The organism is Streptococcus sp. STC1396 (assembly GCF_058933875.1).
Genome location: NZ_JBZYCU010000014.1, coordinates 37,374 through 58,063, shown reverse-complemented (window position 1 = coordinate 58,063; position 20,690 = coordinate 37,374). Strand labels below are relative to the sequence as shown.

Genomic DNA, 20,690 nt, shown 5'->3' with positions numbered 1-20,690 from the left:
GAAAATAAGTCTTCTCATGCAAAATAAACGAGGCTAAGACTCTGTCTCCAACCTCTTTGCCCTCTCCAACATAGCTATCTATGCCATCCGTTCCTTGACATTCCCCTCTATTTCCTCAGCTGCCGCCCTATCTCGACAAATAACCAATAAAGTATTGGCGCCAGCCACAGTTCCTAAAATCCGGTCATCCAAGGCTCCATCAACAACATTAGCCAACACAGTTGCTTCTCCCAAACCAGTTCTGAAAACCAGTGAAAATTCAGCCCTAGCAACACTTTGAATATGCTTAGCTAAGAATTCAACCAAGTTCATTTCCTCTGTTTCCTGCGCTACAATATAATAAATTTGATTGTTTTTCCGAAGCTTTGTTAAACCAATCTCGCGCAGATCCCGCGAAAGAGTCGTTTGAGTTACAAAAATTCCCTGTTTCTCTAATCGTTCCTGAATCTCTTTCTGCGTTCCTAGCTTTTCTTGCTTAATCATCATTTTGATTATCTGATGACGATCGATTTTCTTCATTTTTACCTCATTCTTTTGAATATTTATCCCTTAATTATACCAAAAAATTCAGATTAGGCCCAAAAAAATTGAAGATTCCATTAAAAATGTGATAGAATAGTAACAAAAGACCCAAAGGAGTAAATATGGATAATAAACAATTAATAGCCAGCGAATTGGCTAAGGTAATTAACGGCCTTGACCAAGACGCGATTTTAAATTTATTAGAGCAACCAAAAAGTTCCGATCTTGGGGATATTGCCTTTCCTGCCTTCTCTCTTGCAAAGGTAGAACGCAAGGCTCCACAAGCTATCGCTGCTGATATTGTAGAAAAACTTGACACCACTTATTTTGAAAAAGTTGTTGCAACTGGGCCTTACGTCAACTTCTTCCTCAATAAGGCAGAAATCTCTGGCCAAGTCATCAAAGAAGTGATTAAAGAAGGCGCTGATTATGGCCAGCAAGATGAAGGCAAGAATGGAAATGTCACAATCGACCTATCCAGCCCTAACATTGCTAAACCTTTCTCTGTTGGTCACCTTCGTTCGACCGTTATCGGAGATGCTTTGTCCAATATCTTCCGCAAGCTAGGCTACAATACCATCAAGGTCAATCACTTGGGTGATTGGGGCAAACAATTCGGGCTCCTCATGGTTGCCTATAAGAAATGGGGTAACAAGGCAGCTGTCGAGGCCAACCCAATTGATGAACTCTTGGAACTCTATGTCCGCATCAACGCTGAAATCGAAAATGATCCAAGCTTAGATGACGAAGGACGTCTCTGGTTCAAAAAGCTGGAAGATGGAGATCCAGAAGCAACCGAACTCTGGCAATGGTTCCGCGATGAAAGTCTGGTCGAATTCAACCGTATCTATGACTTGCTAGGCGTCCAATTTGATAGTCTAAACGGTGAAGCCTTTTACAATGACAAGATGGACGAAGGTGTACAAATCTTGGAAGACAAGGGCCTCCTGAAAGAATCTAAGGGTGCCAGCATTGTGGACTTGGATGATGTCAACCTTCCACCAGCTATGATTAAAAAATCAGACGGTGCCACTCTGTATATCACCCGTGATATCGCGACAGCAATGTATCGTGCCCGCACGTATAACTTTGTCAAAAATGTCTATGTAGTAGGACAGGAACAATCCAACCACTTCCGTCAGCTCAAGGCTGTCCTGAAAAAGATGGGCTTTGACTGGAGCGACGATATGATCCACGTGGACTTCGGTCTGGTCACCAAGAACCGCCAAAAACTGTCAACACGTAAGGGCAATATCATTCTGCTAGAGCCTACTCTTCAAGAAGCTATCAGCCGTGCCAAGGCGCAGATTGAAGCGAAAAATCCAGATTTGGAAAACAAAGAAGCTGTTGCCCACGCAGTCGGTGTTGGTGCCGTTAAATTTTACGATCTTAAGACGGATCGTCGCAACGGTTACGATTTCGATTTGGAAGCTATGGTTTCCTTTGAAGGAGAAACTGGTCCATATATCCAATACGCTTATGCCCGTATCCAGTCTATTTTGCGCAAGGCTGACTTCCAGCCAAATCCAGAGGCAAATTACAGTCTAAACGATGCTGAAAGCTGGGAAATTATCAAACTACTCCAAGACTTTGCTCGCGTAGTCAAACGTGCAGCTGACAACTTTGAGCCATCTCTAGTTGCCAAGTATGCCATCAGTCTAGCTCAAGCTTTCAACAAATACTATGCTCATACCCGCATCTTAGACGATAGCCCTGAACGCGACAGTCGCTTGGCGCTTAGCTACTCAACCGCTCTAGTATTAAAAGAAGCCCTGCGCTTACTTGGTGTCGATGCCCCTGAAAAAATGTAATATATAAGGACGGAAAGCAATCCGCTTCTTCCATCTAACATTAAAAGAAGACAAAAACGCATGAAGTTCGTTCCACAAAACGGTGACTTCATGCGTTTTTCTTGTCTTAATCCTCGATTTGGTAGAGGTGCTCAATGATTCCAGCAACTTTTTTGATATCTCCTAGCATTCCACGCATTTCAAAATCAGCCAATACGGGGAAGCCAAAGCGTTTTGCATATTGCTTGGCAGTCAGACAATATTGATTGTTAAAGTTGCGATTGCCACTGCCGACAACCCCAAAACACTTGCTGGCATTATTGCCGTAAGCAATGAAATCTGCAACATCTGTCGTTAAAATTTCGACATCACCATTATCCACACCATTTCCGCCTTCTAAATAAGTCGGCAGAAAAGCAATAAATTGGTTTTGCATTTCAAAGAAAGGCTGGCCTTCTTTAACCAAGTCTTTGATATGAATTTTTTCCACTTCTAAACTTGGATGATGTTCCAGCAAATAATCTGTCAAACGGCGGACAAAGCTTTCTGTATTGCCACTCAGGCTGATATAAACTAAGGAAACTTTCATATTTTCTCCATTCTAAATAAAAAACATCTGAGAACTCCTTAAATTGTAAGCTCTCGGATGTTTTTTGTCAAATCTTAATCTGCTATTGGGAAGAGCCCTTATCCCAACTCATCCTTTTCCAATTCTTTTTGCTGCTTCATAAATTTATAAAGAACCAAGCCTAAAAAGATCAGGTTTATCACCAACATAACAACTGTTGAAATTAAAAGTCCACCTGATACAAGCTCACGATACTGCGCGTCTAAAACGTTTAGCAAAGAAGAAGCACCGATATAACTATAGGCAATCCCAATGATGCTAATTACAAGATAGGCAAGATAAGTCAAATTTGCATAGACAATATTCTTACGAATCAAGAAGACTAATGCCGCAATGATCACAATCAGACTGAGAATGGCCAAAATTTTGTTTAGTGGATTCTGTACAAATTCACTATTTTTAGCAGTGTAATCTACCAGCTGTTTTACAACATCTTCAGGAATACCTGCTCCTTCATAGGCCGCTGCACTTTTAGGAGTGGAAGGCACCATCGTAGCATATAGTCCCAATAAAGACAAGAGCAAAGACAGACCGACTAAAATATAAAGATAAATTGGCTTTTTCATCACTTTCTCCTTTTTCAAAAACTTATATGTTATTATACAACGAAAGAGCTCCAAAGGCAAGAGTCCCTCCTATTCTTAGAAATTGCTCTTTTAGAAGACAAGCAAAAAACTCTCAAGAAAATGTTCTTGAGAGTTTTAATGGTCATTGGAATTAGTTCTCCAAATGCCATACTTCGTCATTGTATTGTTGGATTGTACGGTCTGCTGAGAAGAAACCAGCTTTTGCGATGTTCACAATGACTTTTTCCATCCAAACATCGCGGTCTTCGTAGTCTGCAAGCATTTGCTCTTTGACTTTGATATAGTCTTCCAAGTCAAGTAGAGTCATGAACCAGTCTTTGTTCATTAACTCATTGTAAAGGCGTTCCAAACGTTCTTTCTTACCAACGGCCAGAATAGCATCGCTTACGATGAAGTCCACCAATGGTTTGATTGCTTGACGAGCATAGAATTCGCTAGGCTTGTAAGCTGACTTAGCATAAAGGTCGATAACAGTTTCTGAATCTTCACCAAAGATGTAGATATTGTCTTCGCCAACCAATTCAGCAATTTCCACATTGGCACCGTCCATGGTACCAAGTGTCAAAGCACCGTTAAGCATGAATTTCATGTTACCAGTACCTGAAGCTTCTTTAGAAGCAAGTGAGATTTGCTCAGAAATATCACCAGCTGCAATCAGGAAGCTAGACGCTGTAACATTGTAGTTTTCAACCATAACTACTTGCAGGTGTGGAGCCACTTGAGGATCATTAGCAATCACTTCTGACAAGCAAAGAATGAGGTGGATGATATCTTGAGCAATTGTATAAGCAGGAGCTGCTTTACCACCAAAGAAGACTGTGATTGGACGAGCAGGAATGTTGCCAGCCTTGATATCCAAGTATTTGTGGATGACATACAAAGCATTCATCTGTTGGCGTTTGTACTCGTGCAGACGCTTGATTTGGATGTCAAAGATAGAGTCTGGATTGATTTCTACACCTTGAGCCTCCTTCAAGTGACGAGCCAATTTACGTTTGTTGTGAGACTTGATGTCTTCCAGTTTTTCCTTCACTTCTTGCTTACCAGCAAAGTCAAGTAAGCCTTCCAATTTAGCAGCATCATGGTGCCAGTCACGTCCCAGAAGCTCATCCAAATAGCTAGACAGACGTGGGTTAGCGTGCATGAGCCAGCGACGGAAAGTAATCCCGTTTGTCTTGTTGTTGAATTTTTCTGGATAAATATCGTAGAAAGCCTTCAACTCAGAATTTTTCAGGATTTCTGTATGGAGTGCTGCAACCCCGTTAACACTGTAGCCATAGTGGATATCCATGTGGGCCATGTGTACACGGTCGCTCTCGTCAATGATTTGAACAGCTGGATCTTTGTACTCTGCTTTGACACGACGATCCAATTCTTCAATGATTGGTACCAAGTGAGGAACCACTTCTTGCAAGAATTCAAGAGGCCATTTTTCAAGGGCTTCAGCAAGGATGGTGTGGTTAGTGTAGGCAGTCATGCTACGAACGATAGAGATTGCTTCATCAAGTTCGATACCACGTACAGTCAAAAGACGGATCAATTCAGGGATCACCATTGATGGGTGAGTATCGTTGATTTGTACAACTGCGTAGTCCGCAAGGTCATGCAAGTTGCTTCCTTTTTCGATTGCTTCGTCAATAATCAATTGCGCACCGTTTGAAACCATGAAGTATTGTTGGAAGATACGGAGCAATTCACCTTGCTTGTCGCTGTCGTCTGGGTAAAGGAAAAGAGTCAAGTTGCGAGCGATATCTGTCTTATCGAAGTCAATACCGTCTGTGATGATATCCGCATCCACTGAGTCCAAATCAAAGAGACGAAGACGGTTCTTAGTTTCTGTCTTGTAACCTGGCACATCAATATCATAAAGAGTAGATGTCAGAGTGAAGTGAGCAAATGGCACTTGGTAGCTACGGCTAGAGCGAACCAACCAGTTTTGCTCAGTCAGCCAGAAGTTAGGAATAGTTGTCTGTTCGTTGTTTTTCAAAACCTGTTGGAAAAGACCAAAGTGGTAGTTCAGTCCTACACCATCACCATTGAGACCCAATGTCGCAATAGAGTCCAAGAAGCAGGCAGCCAAACGACCCAAGCCTCCGTTACCCAGAGACGGCTCCAACTCAACTTCTTCTACCTCGATCAAGTCCTTGCCAGCATCTGCCAACTCTTGCTTCACATCATCGTAAAGTCCAAGGTTGATCAAGTTGTTAGACAAAAGTTTACCAATCAGGAACTCTGCTGAAATATAGTAGAGTTTTTTCTTACCAGTATTAACTGGCTTTTGAGCGCTGGCTAATTTAGTGTAGTTCAAAAGAGCCAGATAGAGTTCTTCGTTGCTGCAATCAGCAAGATTTTTTGAATAAGTATTTTTGATATAAGTTTGTAAGTTTGACATGATTACTCCCTTCAAGTCTAATTAGCTATTCTTTACTTATTAATTAAATCGGTATTCATACGACGGTAAGTCTTGGTCAAGCTGTAAAGCTCACCTTCGACGATTGGATTCAGCTCTTCAGCCGTCATCCGCCATGCCCAGTTACCGCCAATAGTAGATGGATAGTTCATCCGTGCTGAGCTGTCCAATTCCAGCAGATCCTGCATAGTAGCAATGGCCATAAAGCTGACAGAAGCAAAGATAGTGCGAAGCATAGCATGCGGAACTGTTTCGTATTCTTTACGATTAGTGTACTGAGCCATGTATTCGCGGGTTGGATCATCAATTTCATCACGATACCAGCCAAGAACCGTGTTATTATCATGAGTTCCTGTGTACATAACGGAATTGTTTGGCGCTAAATGCGGGCTGTCAATACTTTCATCATTCGGATTGAAAGCAAATTGAAGAATCTTCATGCCTGGGAATCCAGTGCGTTCACGCAGCTCAATTACTTCATTGGTCATGAAGCCAAGATCCTCTGCAATAATATTGAGTTCACCAAGTGCTTCTTTAACAGCTGCAAAAAGTTTGTAATCAGGACCTTTCACCCATTTACCAGTTGCAGATGTTTCAGAATCAGCTGGTACTTCCCAGTAAGACTCAAAGCCACGGAAGTGGTCAATTCGAACAATATCGTAAATCTTGAAACTTTCGCGCAAACGATCAATCCACCAAACATAGCCGTCACGATCCATTGCTTCCCAGTCATAGATTGGGTTGCCCCAAAGTTGGCCAGTCGCAGAAAACTCATCTGGCGGACATCCAGCAACACAGGTTGGCTTGCCTACTTCGTCTGTTTTGAAGAAATGAGGCTGAGACCAAACATCGCAGCTGTCAGCCGCAACATAAATCGGCATATCTCCAACAATTTCAATATGATGCTTGTTTGCATAGGCTTTGAGTTGTAGCCATTGCTTGAAGAAAAGATACTGAGTCACACGGTGATAAACCAATTTATCTGATAATTCGCTGCGGTAATGAGCCAAACGGTCAACTTCACGACGACGGATAGCCTCATCTGGCCACTCTGTCCAAGCTAGGTTATCAAAATGTTCCTTGATAGCCATATATTCTGCAAAAACTTCCAGCCAAGCTGCATTTTCTTCAGCAAAGCGATAAAAACTGTCAACATCTCCAGTTTCAAGGAAGCGAGCAACCGCTTTTTCCAAAAGCGGACGACGAGCCTCAAAAATTTTTGCATAATCCACTTCTCGAGGATTATCGCCAAAATTAATACCGTGCAGATCTTCTTCGCTCAGTAAACCTTCATTAACTAAAAAGTCCAAGTCAATGAAATGTGTATTTCCAGCAAACGCTGAGAACGACTGATAAGGAGAATCTCCATAACTGGTGGTTCCCAAAGGCAAAATTTGCCAATAGCGTTGCTTAGTTCTAACTAAGAAATCCACAAAATCATAAGCAGACTGACCAAAAGAGCCAATCCCGTATTTACCTGGCAAAGAGGAAATGTGCATCAATACACCACTTTGTCTTGCTTTCATGTTGTCACCTCAAAAAAATTTTCCTGCCGTTCCCTACTTTATTCAGTGAAAACGTTTGCGTCGATTAGATTATAACTTATTTTTTTTTAAAGCGCAAGCTTTTTTGATATTTTTTTGTTTTTCACACTAAAAAACTGTATCTATTCTATTATAAATAGGGTGATCACAGACCTTTTTAAAAATTCTTTAATTTTTTTCAAAAAGCTATTGCAAACGTTTACTTTTTGTGTTAAAATTATTTTTAGTCAAGAAAACGTTTGCGCTGAGTAACCGCTTTCTTAGAAATCATTACATTTTTTTATTCTTTAGGAGGAATAATCATGAAAAATAGAGTGTTAAAGAGCGTGGCTGTGTTAGGAACCGTTACTTTAGCTGGTTTACTTTTGGCGGCCTGCGGAAGCAAGTCTTCTAATAAAGATGCTGCTGCAAGCAACGAAATTACAGCTTATGTAGATGAAGGCTACAAGAGCTACATGGAAGAAGTTGCCAAAGCTTATGAAAAAGAAACTGGCACTAAAGTTACAATCAAAACAGGTGACGCCCTTACAGGCCTTGACAACCTTTCACTCGACAACCAATCTGGCAAATCCCCAGATGTTATGATGGCTCCGTACGACCGCGTAGGAAGCCTTGGTGCAGATGGACAACTTTCAGAAGTTGAGCTAGAGAAGGAAGCTAAGACTGATAACACTACTAAATCTCTTGTAACAATCGATGGAACTACTTATGGTGCTCCTGCGGTTATCGAAACTTTGGTAATGTACTACAACAAAGACTTGATCCAAAAAGCTCCAACAACTTTTGCTGAAGTTGAAGAATTGGCAAAAGACAGCAAGTACGCTTTTGAAGGCGAAGAAGGTAAAACATCTGCTTTCCTTGCTGACTGGACAAACTTCTACTACGCTTACGGTCTTCTTGCTGGAAACGGTGCTTATGTCTTCGGTAAAGACGGTACAGATCCTAAAGATATCGGTTTGGCTAACGAAGGTTCTATCAAAGGAATTGAATACGCTAAAACTTGGTATGAAAAATGGCCTAAAGGTATGCAAGATACAGAAGGTGCTGCTAACCTGATTCAAACTCAATTCCAAAACGGAAAAACTGCAGCAATCATTGATGGCCCTTGGAAAGCTGCAGCTCTTAAAGAAGCTAAAGTAAACTACGGCGTAGCAACTATCCCAACACTTCCAAACGGCAAAGAATACAAAGCCTTTGGTGGTGGTAAAGCTTGGGTTATCCCTGCTGGTTCTAAGAACATTGAAGGCGCACAAAAATTCGTTAACTTCCTTGCATCAACTGCACAACAAAAAGCTCTTTACGATGCAACAAACGAAGTTCCTGCGAACACAGAAGCACGTGAATACGCTGTAAGCAAGAAAGATGAATTGACGGACGCAGTTGTTAAACAGTTCAAATCTGCAGAACCAATGCCAAACATCTCTGAAATGAGTACTGTTTGGGATCCAGCTAAGAACATGCTCTTCGATGCTGTAAGCGGCAAGAAAGATGCTAAAACTGCAGCTGAAGATGCTGTTAAATTGATCAAGGAAACAATCGATCAAAAATTTGGTAACTAATAAACAAGCTTAAATAGAGGGGTGGGAATTTTCCCTACCCCTTGTTTGATAGAATAGGGCTTCTACTCTGATTGTTCTCATATTCTAATAAGCAAAACTCGGATTAGGGATTGTATTTGTGCAATTCCTCAATCTTTCTCGTATCTTAAGGAGACTACAATGACAAAAAAAGATCCCAAACAAGCCATGTTGCGCTCCCTCATTCCAGGGTTGGGGCAAATCTATAATGATCAAAAAGCCAAAGGATACATCTTTCTTGGGGTTACTATCGCATTCTTAGCTTATTTTGTAGCTATTGCCCTGCCAGAAATTGAAAATCTCATCACTCTTGGGGAAGTACGCGGTGACAATTCACTCTTCATGCTGATTCGTGGTGCCTTCCATCTCATCCTCGTGATATTTTTCCTGATTTTCTATGGCTTCAATTTGAAAGATGCCCGTACGGTTGCTAGGCAGTGGAATAATGACTACCCTGTTCACACTACCTTAAAGGAAATGACTAACGGAATCTACGAAAATGGCTTCCCTTACTTGCTCATCATTCCTTCCTACCTTGCGATGACCTTTGCAATCATTTTCCCTGTCTTGGTGACACTCTTGATCGCCTTTACAAACTATGATTTCAAACACCTGCCACCAAATAAACTCTTGGATTGGGTTGGCTTTACCAACTTTGCTAACATTTGGCAACTGAGCACCTTCCGTGCTGCCTTTGGTTCTGTCTTGACTTGGACCATCATCTGGGCGTTGGCAGCCTCTACTCTACAAATCGTAGTCGGTATTTTTACTGCTATTATTGCTAACCAGCCATTCATCAAAGGAAAACGGATTTTCGGTGTTATCTTCTTGCTTCCTTGGGCTGTTCCAGCCTTTATCACTATCTTGACCTTCTCAAATATGTTCAACGATAGTATCGGGGCCATCAATACTCAGGTCATCCCGCTTCTCAGCAAAGTTCTTCCTTTCTTGGATGGACATCTGATTCCGTGGAAGACTGATCCGACTTGGACTAAGATTGCCCTTATCATGATGCAAGGTTGGCTTGGATTCCCTTATATCTATGTTTTGACCTTAGGTATTTTGCAGTCCATTCCAAATGACCTTTACGAAGCAGCCTACATCGACGGAGCCAATGCTTGGCAGAAATTCCGCAGCATCACTTTCCCGATGATATTGGCGGTTGCAGCACCAACTTTGATCAGTCAATACACCTTTAACTTTAATAACTTCTCAATCATCTACCTCTTCAATGCAGGTGGTCCTGGTAGTGTCGGTGGAGGAGCCGGTTCAACTGATATCCTTATCTCTTGGATTTATCGTCTAACCACAGGTACAGCACCGCAATATTCAATGGCGGCGGCCGTTACCCTCATCATCTCCATCATCGTCATCTCTATCTCTATGATTGCCTTCAAGAAACTACACGCATTTGATATGGAGGATGTATAAGATGAATAGTTCTGTTAAATTTAAACGTTTTATCAACCATAGTTTGACCTATCTCTACCTTGTAGTACTTTCCATTATCATTCTCTACCCGCTCTTGATTACGATCATGTCTGCTTTCAAGACGGGGAATGTCGTAGCCTTCAAGCTAGACACAGACATCAACTTCAGTCTGGAAAACTTCTCTCGTCTCTTCTCAGAGACTCTTTATGGCACTTGGTACTTTAATACCATTATCATTGCCGTCTTGACAATGGTTGTCCAAACCAGTATAGTGGTACTTGCAGGTTATGCTTACAGCCGTTATAATTTCATCGCAAGAAAGCAAAGTTTGGTCTTCTTCTTGATTATTCAAATGGTGCCAACGATTGCAGCTCTGACCGCCTTCTTCGTTATGGCGCTGATGCTCAACGCCCTCAACCAAAGCTGGTTCCTCATCTTCCTTTATGTGGGTGGTGGTATTCCAATGAATGCTTGGTTGATGAAAGGCTACTTCGATACAGTTCCTATGTCTCTGGATGAATCAGCTAAATTAGATGGCGCTGGTCATTTCAGACGCTTCTGGCAGATTGTCCTGCCTCTCGTTCGTCCAATGATTGCTGTGCAAGCTCTCTGGGCCTTCATGGGACCTTTCGGAGACTACATCCTCTCTAGCTTCCTTCTTCGTGAAAAAGAATTTTATACGGTTGCAGTTGGTCTTCGTACCTTCGTCAGCGATGTCAAGAATCAAAAAATTGCCTTCTTTGCTGCCGGTGCGATTCTCACTGCCCTTCCAATCTGTATTCTCTTCTTCTTCCTGCAAAAGAATTTTGTATCTGGTTTAACAAGTGGTGGAGACAAGGGATAATCTTGTCCCACCCTATTTTTGATTAAAACGCGATTATAGTTATATGGCAGCCAATAATTTACTTATTGGCCACCACCTGATTATAATTTTAGAAAGAGACAGCTATGTTACCTTATCCTTTTAATTATTTTTCGAGCTTGATTGGTTTTAGAAAAACCTTCGCCAATCGTCGCATGCTCAGCTGGTTCCAGCTCATCTTTACCAGCGTCTTTTTGATTTCTCTATCTTTGATTCCTGTGGCGATTCAGACAGCGTCTTTGACGAGCTATGCTCTGGATACCTTTGTTGACAAGGCTTTTGACACTTTGGATGAAGACGTGACGATTGACTTTGACCATCACGCTCAGATGAAAGACCACATACTGACCACTGAAAATCCTGAAGGCATTCATCGCAATGCCGCTGGGACCGTCATTATCGGCCATCACGAGGAGCTAAAATTAGGCAAGGAACTAACGCTTTACTTCGACAAAGAAAATCTCAAAATCACTAAAGAAGGCAAAGAACTGGCCAATATCCGCTATCAAGCCATTGACCAGAAGGCTCTGAAAAGTAAAGAAGCCCTGACCAAAGCCATTTCTAAAGACTGGTTCCAACAAAACCGCTTGGTTGTCAGCCTCTTTCTAGTCCTCTCTGCAGGTTTCCTCTTTAGCATCAACTTTGCCTTTCTGGCACTCGGTGCTTCCTTCCTGCTCTATCTGACCAAGAAATCACGGCTATTTTCTTTTAAAACCTTTAAAGAATGCTATCACTTTATCCTCAACTGCTTAGGATTGCCAACTATCATCGGACTGGTTTGTGGATTATTTGGACAAAGTCTGCCTACGATTATCACCGTACAAAACATCTTGTTTGTTCTTTATTTAGTGATTATTTTTTACAAAACACATTTCCGCGATGAGGATTTCAGAAATTAGGAGGTTATTATGCGCGTTACTATCAAAGAAGTAGCGAAATTAGCAGGTGTGTCTCCCTCAACAGTGACACGCGTCGTACAAAACAAATCAACCATCAGTGAGGAGACTAAAAAGCGCGTCCGCGCTGCTATGAAAGAGCTAGACTATCATCCAAATCTCAACGCCAGAAGTCTGGTCAGTCAGTCAACCCAGGTCATCGGTCTGGTCCTGCCAGATGATTCGGATGGTTTTTACCAAAACCCATTCTTTCCAACTGTCCTACGAGGCATTTCACAAGTCGCTTCAGACTACGACTATGCCATTCAGCTTAGCACTGGGCAGGACGAAAAACATCGCTTAGAAAATATCAAACAAATGATCTTTGGAAAACGCGTAGACGGTTTGATCTTCCTTTATTCTAAGCCCAACGACCCGCTGGTTGAGTTTGCAGCAAGCAATCAATTCCCCTTCCTTATCTTAGGGAAAGCCGTGTTGCCATTTATCTCTCTAGTAGATAATGACAACATCAAGGCTGGCTACGATGCGACTAAATATTTTATTGATCAAGGTTACCGGAAAATTGCATTTCTAGCTGGGAATAAAGAGCTGGTCGTCTCTCAAGACCGTTTTGCAGGCTACAAACAGGCTCTTAAGGAAGCAGCTATTCCTCTGAATGAAAGTCTAGTGAAATTTTCTTTTGGTTTTTTGTTAGAGGATAGTATCTATAAAAGTATGGAAAAAATGCCAATCAACGAGATTGAAGCATTTGTAACATCCGACAGTATGGCTGCAGAAGGAGCCCTCCAGTATCTCAAAGATAAAGACCAGCAATTACCGATTATCACCTTTGACTCTATCAAACCGCGTATTGATGTAGAGGCGTACATAGATATAAACGCTATCGAACTCGGTAAGGAATCGTTCCGTACCCTTTTTCAAATTATCAAAGACAGTAAAGAAAATAAGCACATTTGTTACCGTCAACTTATCCAACATACTATCATCACCCGTTAAGGAGAAATTATGGCATTTCGCACCTTTCAAGCCTATTTAGATGACGAGAATATCATCACTATTGAATTGGCCAAGACCTTCGACGCCTATTCTATCCATTTCACTCTTGAAGATCATCATGGGTCGAGCCCATTAACGATTAAAAGTATTAACAATCAGGAACAGCAGATTATCTACACTGTCTCAGCCAATGAGCCAATTGACCTGACAAAAATTTATACCATATACGATCAGGACCGGAATCATACGATTCTCCAGTATCGACACATTGTCCAAAAACCAATTTTTGATGAGTTATTTGATTATGCTGGTGAAGATTTAGGAGCACATTATAGCAAGGATGCTACTGAATTTAAACTTTGGGCTCCAATTTCTGAAAAAGTTCATCTTCATATCAAATCCAGAGTTTATCCCTTGGAATGTCAGAAAAAAGGGACGTGGTACACTCAGGTAGCAGGAGATCTGGAAGGCCAAGCTTACTTCTATCTCCATAAAATAAATGGAAAGTGGGTAGAAGTTCACGATCCTTACGCTCTATCATCCGATGCCAATTCCGGCAATAGTTTTGTTATTGACCAGAATAAAATAAAAAAACCAATCCATCGTGCTAAAACACAGGTGAAACCAACTGATGCCATCATCTATGAAATGAGTGTCCGAGATTTTTCTATGCAAAAGGACGCTGGCTTTTCCCAACCAGGTAAGTTCAATTCCCTGACTGAATCCCCTGAAATAGATGGTCATTATTTCGGTCTGCAATACCTCCAAGATCTAGGAATTACTCACGTCCAGTTGATGCCTTTGTATGATTTTGGCAGTGTAGATGAGAAACATCCTGAATTAGTCTACAACTGGGGATATGACCCTGTACAGTACAATGTTCCTGATGGGAGCTTTGCCACCAATCCACACGATCCCTATAATCGAATTTTTGAATTGCAACAGGCCATTGAGACCTACCATCAAGCAGATATCAGCGTTATTATGGATGTGGTTTACAATCACGTTTATGATGCCGACAGCTATGCTTTTGAAAAAATTGTTCCCGGATATTTCTATCGCTTAGATGCTATTGGTTTTCGTACAAATGGAACTTTCTGCGGAAATGATGTGGCCAGCGAAAAAGCTATGGTTAGACATTACATTAAGCAATCCGTTAAGCAGTGGGTCAGTATCTATGGCTTTGATGGCTTCCGCTTTGACCTCATGGGAATCCTTGATATTCAAACCATGCAAGAAATTGCTCAGGAACTCAAAGCACTTTATCCAAATATCCATCTGTACGGTGAAGGATGGCAAATGGACACTGGCTATGACACCGAATTGCTGGCTCATCAGTACAATGCTGAGCAACTGCCCGACTATGGTTTCTTTAGCGATAACTTCCGCAATACTATAAAACAAACCATTGCTCAAGGAAAGAGGACAGAGGATGAACAATCAGCCAATCAAATGGAAAATATCCTAACAGCGAATGTCGGCTTGAGCGGCACACCTCACTTTATCAGTCCTTCACAGGCTATTAACTACGTAGAGTGCCATGACAACGCAACTGTCTTTGACTATTTCGATCTGCTGAATCCAGAAATCACTCTCAGAAACCGATTGGCCAATTCTCGTTTAGCTCTGCACCTTGTTCTGCTTGCTCAGGGAGTTCCCTTTATCCATAGCGGTCAAGAATTCTTCCGCACCAAAAATTTGATTGACAACAGCTATGATCAACCTGATGAAATCAACAAACTAGACTGGATTCGCTCCCTGCATTATCAGGAAGATATTGAGTTTTTACAAAGGTTGATTGAATTCCGCAAAACCAATCCCCTACTTCACCTTGCTACAAGTAAGGCTATCAGGAAAGCCTGTAAAGTAGAATGGCTCAGCCCTACTCTTGTCGAATATCGTATTCAGCAAGGTAAACAACAAATGACGATTGTCATAAACTTCTCAAATGAAGAAGTCGTATATGATAACCAATACAAGCAAGAATTATTTGTTCAGTATCCGCAGATTGGGTTGAAAAAATCCATTCTTCCATCGGCTAAGTCCTACACTCTTGCTGCCAAACAAGTCATCGTGTTGAAATAATGAAAATACAAAAAGACGTTCTCTTTCCATTCCGAGTCATCCGGATGAGAAAGAAAACGTCTTTTATATTGGAGAAAAGCGCGGTCATTATTTTAATCAATATAGAAATGATTAAATGCCTTAGATTTGCTGTCAGAAAATAACCACAAGCATTTTATTCTTCTATAAATTTTCCCAAGATATGTACATTATCAGACACGGAGACAAACGCTGTCGGATCTATCTGATTCATGATGTACTTAAATTCGTTAAACTCTGCACGCGTAATTACTGTAATCAAAACCGCCTTTTGTTCGTGGTTATAGGTTCCCTCAGCTCCATTGATAATGGTTGCTCCACGGTGCAGTTTATTGTGAATCTTATCAATCACTCTTTCTGGATGGCTGGTAATAATCATGGCCTGCATCCGCTTTTGCTTGGTAAAGACCGCATCGGTCACTCGACTGGATACAAAAATTGTAATCATCGAGTAGAGAGCGTATTCCCAACCAAAAGTCAGACCAGCAATCAGCATAATAATCCCATTCACAATCAAGGAAATACTGCCGACATTGCGGCCTGTCCTCTTGCGAATGGTCAGACTGACAATATCTGTGCCTCCGCTCGAAATACTTGACTTGAGAGCAAAGCCAATCCCCGCTCCCATGACGACACCCCCAAAAAGCGCATTGATGATAGGATTGGTCGTCAGCGTCACTTCTGGAACAAACTGAATAAAAAGCGAGCTCATTGAAACTGTGATAAAAGTAAAGACCGTAAACTTATGCCCGATTTGGTACCAAGCCAAAATCATCAGCGGAATATTAATCGCATAAAAGGTAACGGAAACCGGAATAGTGAAACCCAGAAATCGGGTACTGAGAGCAGTAACAATCTGCGCTAGACCTGTTGCTCCGCTTGAGTAAACATGCCCCGGTTGAAAAAAGAAATTAACTGCGACGGCGGATAAAAAACCGTAGAGCACAGAAGCCGAGATCTTTTCAGCATATTTTTCTCTGGAAATACTTCTCAAGACTTGCAATAATTTAAAATTATAGGCAAATCTACGGATATAAAAGCGAAAGTGTTTATAATACTTAGTCTTTTTCATGAACTTCTACTTGTAAACTTAATTCCTCTAATTGAGCAGGAGCGACTATGCTTGGCGCTTGAGTCATCGGGTCAGAAGCCTTGTTATTCTTAGGAAAAGCAATGACTTCACGAATATTTTCTTCTCCAGCAAGGATCATTACAAAGCGATCCAAACCTAAGGCCAGACCTCCATGCGGTGGGAAACCATAGTCCATCGCTTCTAGGAGGAAACCGAACTGCTCCTGAGCTTCTTCAGCTGAGAAGCCTAAAGCCTTAAACATGCGTTCCTGCAAATCTTTTTGATTAATCCGCAAGCTACCGCCACCTAGTTCGTAGCCATTGAGTACGATATCGTAGGCAATGGCCCGTACCTTGCTCAAATCTCCTTCCAACTCATGGGCTGTTTGGTCTTGTGGCAGGGTAAATGGATGGTGGGCACTCATGTAACGGCCTTCTTCTTCAGACCACTCAAACATCGGCCAATCTACCACCCACAAGTAGTTAAACTTAGCAGGGTCAATCAAGCCTAACTCCTTGCCCAGTCGGACACGAAGAGCGCCCAGTGCAGCATTGGCAACCTCCAAAGTATCTGCTACAAAGAGGACCAAATCATTTTCTTCAAGCTGTAAAGTAGCTGTCAATTGGCTTGACAGGTCTGTCAAGAACTTAGCGACAGGGCCAGTCAGCTCTCCGCCAGTGAATTTGATCCAAGCAAGGCCCTTGGCTCCATGTTGCTTCGCTTGCTCTGTCAATTTATCAATATCCTTGCGTGAGTATTTATCAGCAGCATTCTTTACCACAATCGCCTTGACAGCTGGTGCTTCAGAAAAGACTTTAAAATCAATTCCCTTGACAAGATCTGTCAAGTCCTGCAACAACATTTCAAAACGAGTATCTGGCTTGTCACTACCATAAAGAGCCAAAGCGTCATCATATTTCATCCGTGGGAAAGGCAAGGCAACTTCAATGTCCTTGGTTTCCTTCATGACACGGGCAATCAAGCCTTCTGTAATGTCTTGGATTTCCTGCTCCGATAGGAAAGAAGTTTCCAAGTCAACCTGTGTAAACTCTGGCTGACGGTCTCCACGCAAGTCCTCGTCTCGGAAACACTTGACAATTTGGTAATAACGGTCAAAACCAGCATTCATCAAAAGCTGCTTGGTAATCTGTGGGCTTTGAGGTAGGGCATAGAAATGACCCTGGTTAACCCGGCTCGGCACCAAATAATCACGCGCCCCTTCAGGCGTTGACTTGGTCAAAAACGGTGTCTCCACATCGATAAACTCTAGCTCGTCCAAATAATTGCGGATAGAGTGAGTCACTTTGGCACGCAATTTGAGATTGTCCAGCATTTCTGGCCGGCGCAAGTCTAAATAACGATAGCGCAGGCGCGTATCATCGTTGGCTTCAATTCCGTCCTTAATCTCAAAAGGAGTCGTCTTAGCAACATTCAGCACTGTCAGACTTTCTACGTGTAGCTCCACACTTCCTGTAGCCAGCTTATCATTGGCCTGCTCCCGCGCTGCGACCTTACCTGTCACTTCAATGACAAACTCGCTGCGCAAACTCTCAGCAGTCTTCATAACTTCTGCTGGGACACTCTCAGGATTGATGACCAGCTGCGTAATCCCCTCACGGTCACGCAGATCAATAAAAATCAAGCCTCCCAAATCCCGACGACGGGCAACCCAACCTTTCAAAGTGATTTCCTGACCGACATGCTCACTACGAACACGTCCCGCATACATTGAACGTTTCATTCTTACTCTCCAAAATTTTAATTCTTTTACTATTTTACCACAAAGAGGCAGGGAAAGTGAGCATTTTTCAGAAAAAGACCGCTTTTTCATAAAGTATAAAAATCCGAGCGGACAACTCGGATTAAAGTGTATGTGATAGGTGAATAGACCTATTTTTTATCTTCTTCCTGATAAATGGTCGGCGCCAAACTCTTGACAATCATGGAAGTAAAAAAGCGAAAAACAGCCGCAGCAAGTCCAAAGATGGGCGCAAGGTATCGAAAGAAGAAGTCACCTCTCACCACATAGGCCAGCAGCCCTGCAATCACAAAGATGGCCAAGCCTTGAATGAGAGAGTATAAAACGATTTTTTTCATATTTTTCCTCCGTGTTATAGAAATAGTATAGCATAAATCATCACTGTTGAAAAATTATGAGAAAGGTTGCTTTAGATGTGAAATTTAACCAAGCTAAAACCTTATAAAGTCAGAGAGGCGGATCAAAATACAAAGCCGTGCCATTAAACTATACGAGAGATATAGTGTAGAAAATGGTACAAAAATGAAACAGAAGAGAAAAAGCAGACCACCTAAATATACTTAAGTGGAAATCACATCATCCATATTCTCAAGAAAGATTGATAACTCCTCTAAGTTCTTTCCGTTTTAATGATATCAAAAATAACTTTAATTCTCATCTATTGGAAGTTGATCTAAATTAGGTGGTTGAGGATTTAAACGTTTCAAGACTAATTCATAAAAAACGATTATTCAACCTATCAGATGAATTTAAAGTAAAATCTTTTGCATTTTTGTTGAAGCATTTGGATATGGAATCGCATTACGAATATCAATCATCATGTCATATTCAGACTGTGTCATTTTTGTCACATGCATATTCCTTAGTCGATTAAACTCATCCCAAGAAACACCATACTCTTGCAATGTTTGGTCAATAATTACTCGAGTTGATGTTGGACTCGGTGATGGGTCTAATGTCCCTTTCACCTTTGGTACATCTATGCTGACTGCTGGATGACTTTTCAGTTTAGCGAGGGTCATGTCAGCCGTGCTAGCTTTAAGATGCAGGTCTTTCCTACTGCTCAGATGGACACTATCCATATCCAGCTTTGGTAGCCGCTTAGCTTGAAGCGATACATCCAGATTGCCTGCCTGTTTGCCACTAGATGGCAGATCTGCTGCCAAGTCTGGTACTCCACTACGGCCAAACTTACCGCCAAGATAATTACCTGCCTTGCCTACGCCAAAGCCCATGACTTGACCAAGCACTAAGTTCTGAAGCGCAAGGTACTAGTCGGAAAGAGTTTCCTTTTCCCATTATACCATATTAAACATTAAGTACAGAAAGGAGGGGAAAGTCTCATTAATAATGAAAAAGAGAAGACAAACGTCTCCTCTATATTCCGCTCTCCTTTTTACTCAGGCAATTCCACCTTCAAGCTCATATCCGTCGGTTGCAAGACCTTCTGAGCAGCAGCTAAGAAGGCTAAGCCATTGTTGGATGGAGAATACTGAAATGTGATGTGGATGACTTTTTGGTCAAAGTTATCGCCGTATCGTTCCACATACTGCTTGCTTTCGAGGAAGTAGATATAGTTATTGAGTTTTTCTTGAAGTTTCAACAAATGCTCCTCCTCCAAAGCTTCTATCCATTTGTTTTCATCAATCAATAACAACTCCAGATGGTCATCAGAGACACCCATAGCATCTATACTTGTAACGTCTAGTTCAACTTTCTCAACTGTTTTAATGGTTTTTACTACCCTAGGTGGATTGTCGTATTTTTCCTTGAATTCCTTAAGGATTTTCTCTACCTTTTCCACCTCATAAGACTTTAAAGAAGGAATTGATTTAATATTTCCAATTAATCGACTGTAATATCCACTAGTTTTTAACTCGTTAGGAAGTTTTTCTATTGTATCAAGTATAAGAGGAACTAATTTTCTTGTATCAATTTCAAAAGGAAGGGGTTTATATTCCGCCAGAATGAAATCTTGAAGCAATAAATATTCCGTAACTTGCCATATTTTCTTTTCATCAATACTTAAAGAAAACTCTTTTAATATCTCAAATGTCCTTCTCTCTATATCCTTATCACCTTCTATATATAGAGGGAATAAACAATATTCCAGCAACACCTGAATATCAGTGTATTCTGTTATCATTGAGTTTCGTTGTTGAAAACGATACCTAATGTCCTCTCCAAGAAAAGCTTCTGCTTCTTTTCCTTCTCTCATCACTTCCAGGTAATGTTTGACAAAGTGTTTATAATTTTCTTTATTTTTGAGTTTGTATGTCTGCATTTATTTACTCCATTGATTTATTCTGAAAATTCCTTCAACTTGCTCAATTTTATTAGTGCCTGGTTTATAGACACGTGGATTTTTGATTTCATAGTATCCTTGACGTTCAATCGCAGATAGAAACTCATCGTAGGAATGCCCCTTCATATCAATTGACGGCATAAGCAGTTCGCTATTTAGAAATGCTAAATAATCTTTTTATAAATATAGTCTCATTATATCATAAAAA

General features: G+C 41.3%; 18 protein-coding genes. 7 read left to right on the top strand and 11 right to left on the bottom strand.

Features of this window, described 5'->3' with window-relative positions:
• Positions 1-78: 78 nt before the first annotated feature.
• Positions 79-519, bottom strand: a complete 441-nt coding sequence (gene argR / locus AC5FEC_RS06425; RefSeq protein ID WP_037617813.1) for an arginine repressor — start codon at positions 517-519, stop codon at positions 79-81.
• Positions 520-644: 125 nt separating this feature from the next.
• On the opposite strand from argR, the gene argS reads away from it, so the two are divergent.
• Positions 645-2,333: an arginine--tRNA ligase gene (gene argS, locus AC5FEC_RS06420; protein ID WP_062201492.1), complete on the top strand. Its 1,689-nt coding sequence runs from the start codon at positions 645-647 to the stop codon at positions 2,331-2,333.
• Positions 2,334-2,439: 106 nt separating this feature from the next.
• Here argS and nrdI read toward each other — a convergent pair whose 3' ends face one another.
• From nrdI to malQ, 4 genes are all read right to left on the bottom strand, one after another.
• Positions 2,440-2,901: a class Ib ribonucleoside-diphosphate reductase assembly flavoprotein NrdI gene (nrdI, locus tag AC5FEC_RS06415; protein WP_217472933.1), complete on the bottom strand. Its 462-nt coding sequence runs from the start codon at positions 2,899-2,901 to the stop codon at positions 2,440-2,442.
• A 98-nt stretch (positions 2,902-2,999) separates the two neighbouring features.
• Positions 3,000-3,506 carry an ABC transporter permease gene (locus AC5FEC_RS06410; RefSeq protein ID WP_217472934.1) on the bottom strand — a complete coding sequence of 169 codons (507 nt, stop codon included), beginning with the start codon at positions 3,504-3,506 and terminating at the stop codon, positions 3,000-3,002.
• Positions 3,507-3,657: 151 nt separating this feature from the next.
• Positions 3,658-5,919 carry a glycogen/starch/alpha-glucan family phosphorylase gene (gene glgP, locus AC5FEC_RS06405; RefSeq protein ID WP_217472935.1) on the bottom strand — a complete coding sequence of 754 codons (2,262 nt, stop codon included), beginning with the start codon at positions 5,917-5,919 and terminating at the stop codon, positions 3,658-3,660.
• A 32-nt stretch (positions 5,920-5,951) separates the two neighbouring features.
• Entirely contained in the window at positions 5,952-7,463 is a 1,512-nt protein-coding gene (gene malQ / locus AC5FEC_RS06400) for a 4-alpha-glucanotransferase (protein WP_234549575.1), read from the bottom strand.
• A 320-nt stretch (positions 7,464-7,783) separates the two neighbouring features.
• Between malQ and AC5FEC_RS06395 the strand changes: the two genes are divergently transcribed.
• The 6 genes from AC5FEC_RS06395 to pulA all read left to right on the top strand — a co-directional run bounded on the left by AC5FEC_RS06395 (position 7,784) and on the right by pulA (position 15,328).
• Positions 7,784-9,040 carry an extracellular solute-binding protein gene (locus AC5FEC_RS06395; protein ID WP_493661670.1) on the top strand — a complete coding sequence of 419 codons (1,257 nt, stop codon included), beginning with the start codon at positions 7,784-7,786 and terminating at the stop codon, positions 9,038-9,040.
• 159 nt (positions 9,041-9,199) lie between these two features.
• Positions 9,200-10,489 (top strand): carbohydrate ABC transporter permease, encoded by a 1,290-nt coding sequence (locus tag AC5FEC_RS06390; RefSeq protein ID WP_037617827.1) that lies wholly within the window; start codon positions 9,200-9,202, stop codon positions 10,487-10,489.
• A 1-nt stretch (position 10,490) separates the two neighbouring features.
• Complete coding sequence (locus tag AC5FEC_RS06385; protein ID WP_062201507.1) at positions 10,491-11,333, top strand: sugar ABC transporter permease; 843 nt, start codon at positions 10,491-10,493, stop codon at positions 11,331-11,333.
• A 104-nt stretch (positions 11,334-11,437) separates the two neighbouring features.
• On the top strand, positions 11,438-12,250 hold the full coding sequence (locus AC5FEC_RS06380; protein ID WP_493661669.1) for a DUF1189 domain-containing protein: 813 nt from the start codon (positions 11,438-11,440) through the stop codon (positions 12,248-12,250).
• Between the two features lie 9 nt (positions 12,251-12,259).
• The gene (locus tag AC5FEC_RS06375; protein WP_493661668.1) at positions 12,260-13,243 is read left to right on the top strand and encodes a LacI family DNA-binding transcriptional regulator; all 984 of its coding nucleotides are present in this window, start codon (positions 12,260-12,262) and stop codon (positions 13,241-13,243) included.
• A 9-nt stretch (positions 13,244-13,252) separates the two neighbouring features.
• A complete protein-coding gene (gene pulA, locus AC5FEC_RS06370; protein ID WP_493661667.1) occupies positions 13,253-15,328 on the top strand; it encodes a type I pullulanase in 2,076 nt (691 codons plus the stop codon).
• Positions 15,329-15,482: 154 nt separating this feature from the next.
• On the opposite strand, the gene AC5FEC_RS06365 is transcribed toward pulA, so the two are convergent.
• The 6 genes from AC5FEC_RS06365 to AC5FEC_RS06340 form a co-directional block, all read right to left on the bottom strand.
• Positions 15,483-16,418: a YitT family protein gene (locus tag AC5FEC_RS06365; RefSeq protein WP_037617837.1), complete on the bottom strand. Its 936-nt coding sequence runs from the start codon at positions 16,416-16,418 to the stop codon at positions 15,483-15,485.
• A complete protein-coding gene (gene aspS, locus AC5FEC_RS06360; protein ID WP_493661666.1) occupies positions 16,405-18,159 on the bottom strand; it encodes an aspartate--tRNA ligase in 1,755 nt (584 codons plus the stop codon). Before aspS ends, AC5FEC_RS06365 begins: the two co-directional genes overlap by 14 nt.
• Before the next feature lie 149 nt (positions 18,160-18,308).
• Positions 18,309-18,515, bottom strand: coding sequence for a hypothetical protein (locus tag AC5FEC_RS06355; protein ID WP_037617843.1), 207 nt, complete (start codon positions 18,513-18,515; stop codon positions 18,309-18,311).
• A gap of 411 nt (positions 18,516-18,926) precedes the next feature.
• The gene (locus tag AC5FEC_RS06350; RefSeq protein ID WP_493661665.1) at positions 18,927-19,412 is read right to left on the bottom strand and encodes a hypothetical protein; all 486 of its coding nucleotides are present in this window, start codon (positions 19,410-19,412) and stop codon (positions 18,927-18,929) included.
• 161 nt (positions 19,413-19,573) lie between these two features.
• Positions 19,574-20,461, bottom strand: coding sequence for an NAD glycohydrolase toxin immunity factor (ifs, locus tag AC5FEC_RS06345; RefSeq protein ID WP_493661664.1), 888 nt, complete (start codon positions 20,459-20,461; stop codon positions 19,574-19,576).
• Positions 20,462-20,629, bottom strand: a complete 168-nt coding sequence (locus AC5FEC_RS06340; protein ID WP_493661675.1) for a hypothetical protein — start codon at positions 20,627-20,629, stop codon at positions 20,462-20,464.
• Between the last annotated feature and the right edge of the window lie 61 nt (positions 20,630-20,690).

Coding starts and splice junctions, on each gene's coding strand:
- AC5FEC_RS06390 (WP_037617827.1), top strand. CDS start 9,200: ATGACAAAAAAAGATCCCAAACAAGCCATGTTGCGCTCCCTCATTCCA.
- aspS (WP_493661666.1), bottom strand. CDS start 18,159: ATGAAACGTTCAATGTATGCGGGACGTGTTCGTAGTGAGCATGTCGGT.
- AC5FEC_RS06375 (WP_493661668.1), top strand. CDS start 12,260: ATGCGCGTTACTATCAAAGAAGTAGCGAAATTAGCAGGTGTGTCTCCC.
- ifs (WP_493661664.1), bottom strand. CDS start 20,461: ATGCAGACATACAAACTCAAAAATAAAGAAAATTATAAACACTTTGTC.
- AC5FEC_RS06350 (WP_493661665.1), bottom strand. CDS start 19,412: ATGGGCTTTGGCGTAGGCAAGGCAGGTAATTATCTTGGCGGTAAGTTT.
- argR (WP_037617813.1), bottom strand. CDS start 519: ATGAAGAAAATCGATCGTCATCAGATAATCAAAATGATGATTAAGCAA.
- malQ (WP_234549575.1), bottom strand. CDS start 7,463: ATGAAAGCAAGACAAAGTGGTGTATTGATGCACATTTCCTCTTTGCCA.
- AC5FEC_RS06395 (WP_493661670.1), top strand. CDS start 7,784: ATGAAAAATAGAGTGTTAAAGAGCGTGGCTGTGTTAGGAACCGTTACT.
- pulA (WP_493661667.1), top strand. CDS start 13,253: ATGGCATTTCGCACCTTTCAAGCCTATTTAGATGACGAGAATATCATC.
- nrdI (WP_217472933.1), bottom strand. CDS start 2,901: ATGAAAGTTTCCTTAGTTTATATCAGCCTGAGTGGCAATACAGAAAGC.
- AC5FEC_RS06365 (WP_037617837.1), bottom strand. CDS start 16,418: ATGAAAAAGACTAAGTATTATAAACACTTTCGCTTTTATATCCGTAGA.
- argS (WP_062201492.1), top strand. CDS start 645: ATGGATAATAAACAATTAATAGCCAGCGAATTGGCTAAGGTAATTAAC.
- AC5FEC_RS06385 (WP_062201507.1), top strand. CDS start 10,491: ATGAATAGTTCTGTTAAATTTAAACGTTTTATCAACCATAGTTTGACC.
- glgP (WP_217472935.1), bottom strand. CDS start 5,919: ATGTCAAACTTACAAACTTATATCAAAAATACTTATTCAAAAAATCTT.
- AC5FEC_RS06410 (WP_217472934.1), bottom strand. CDS start 3,506: ATGAAAAAGCCAATTTATCTTTATATTTTAGTCGGTCTGTCTTTGCTC.
- AC5FEC_RS06355 (WP_037617843.1), bottom strand. CDS start 18,515: ATGAAAAAAATCGTTTTATACTCTCTCATTCAAGGCTTGGCCATCTTT.
- AC5FEC_RS06380 (WP_493661669.1), top strand. CDS start 11,438: ATGTTACCTTATCCTTTTAATTATTTTTCGAGCTTGATTGGTTTTAGA.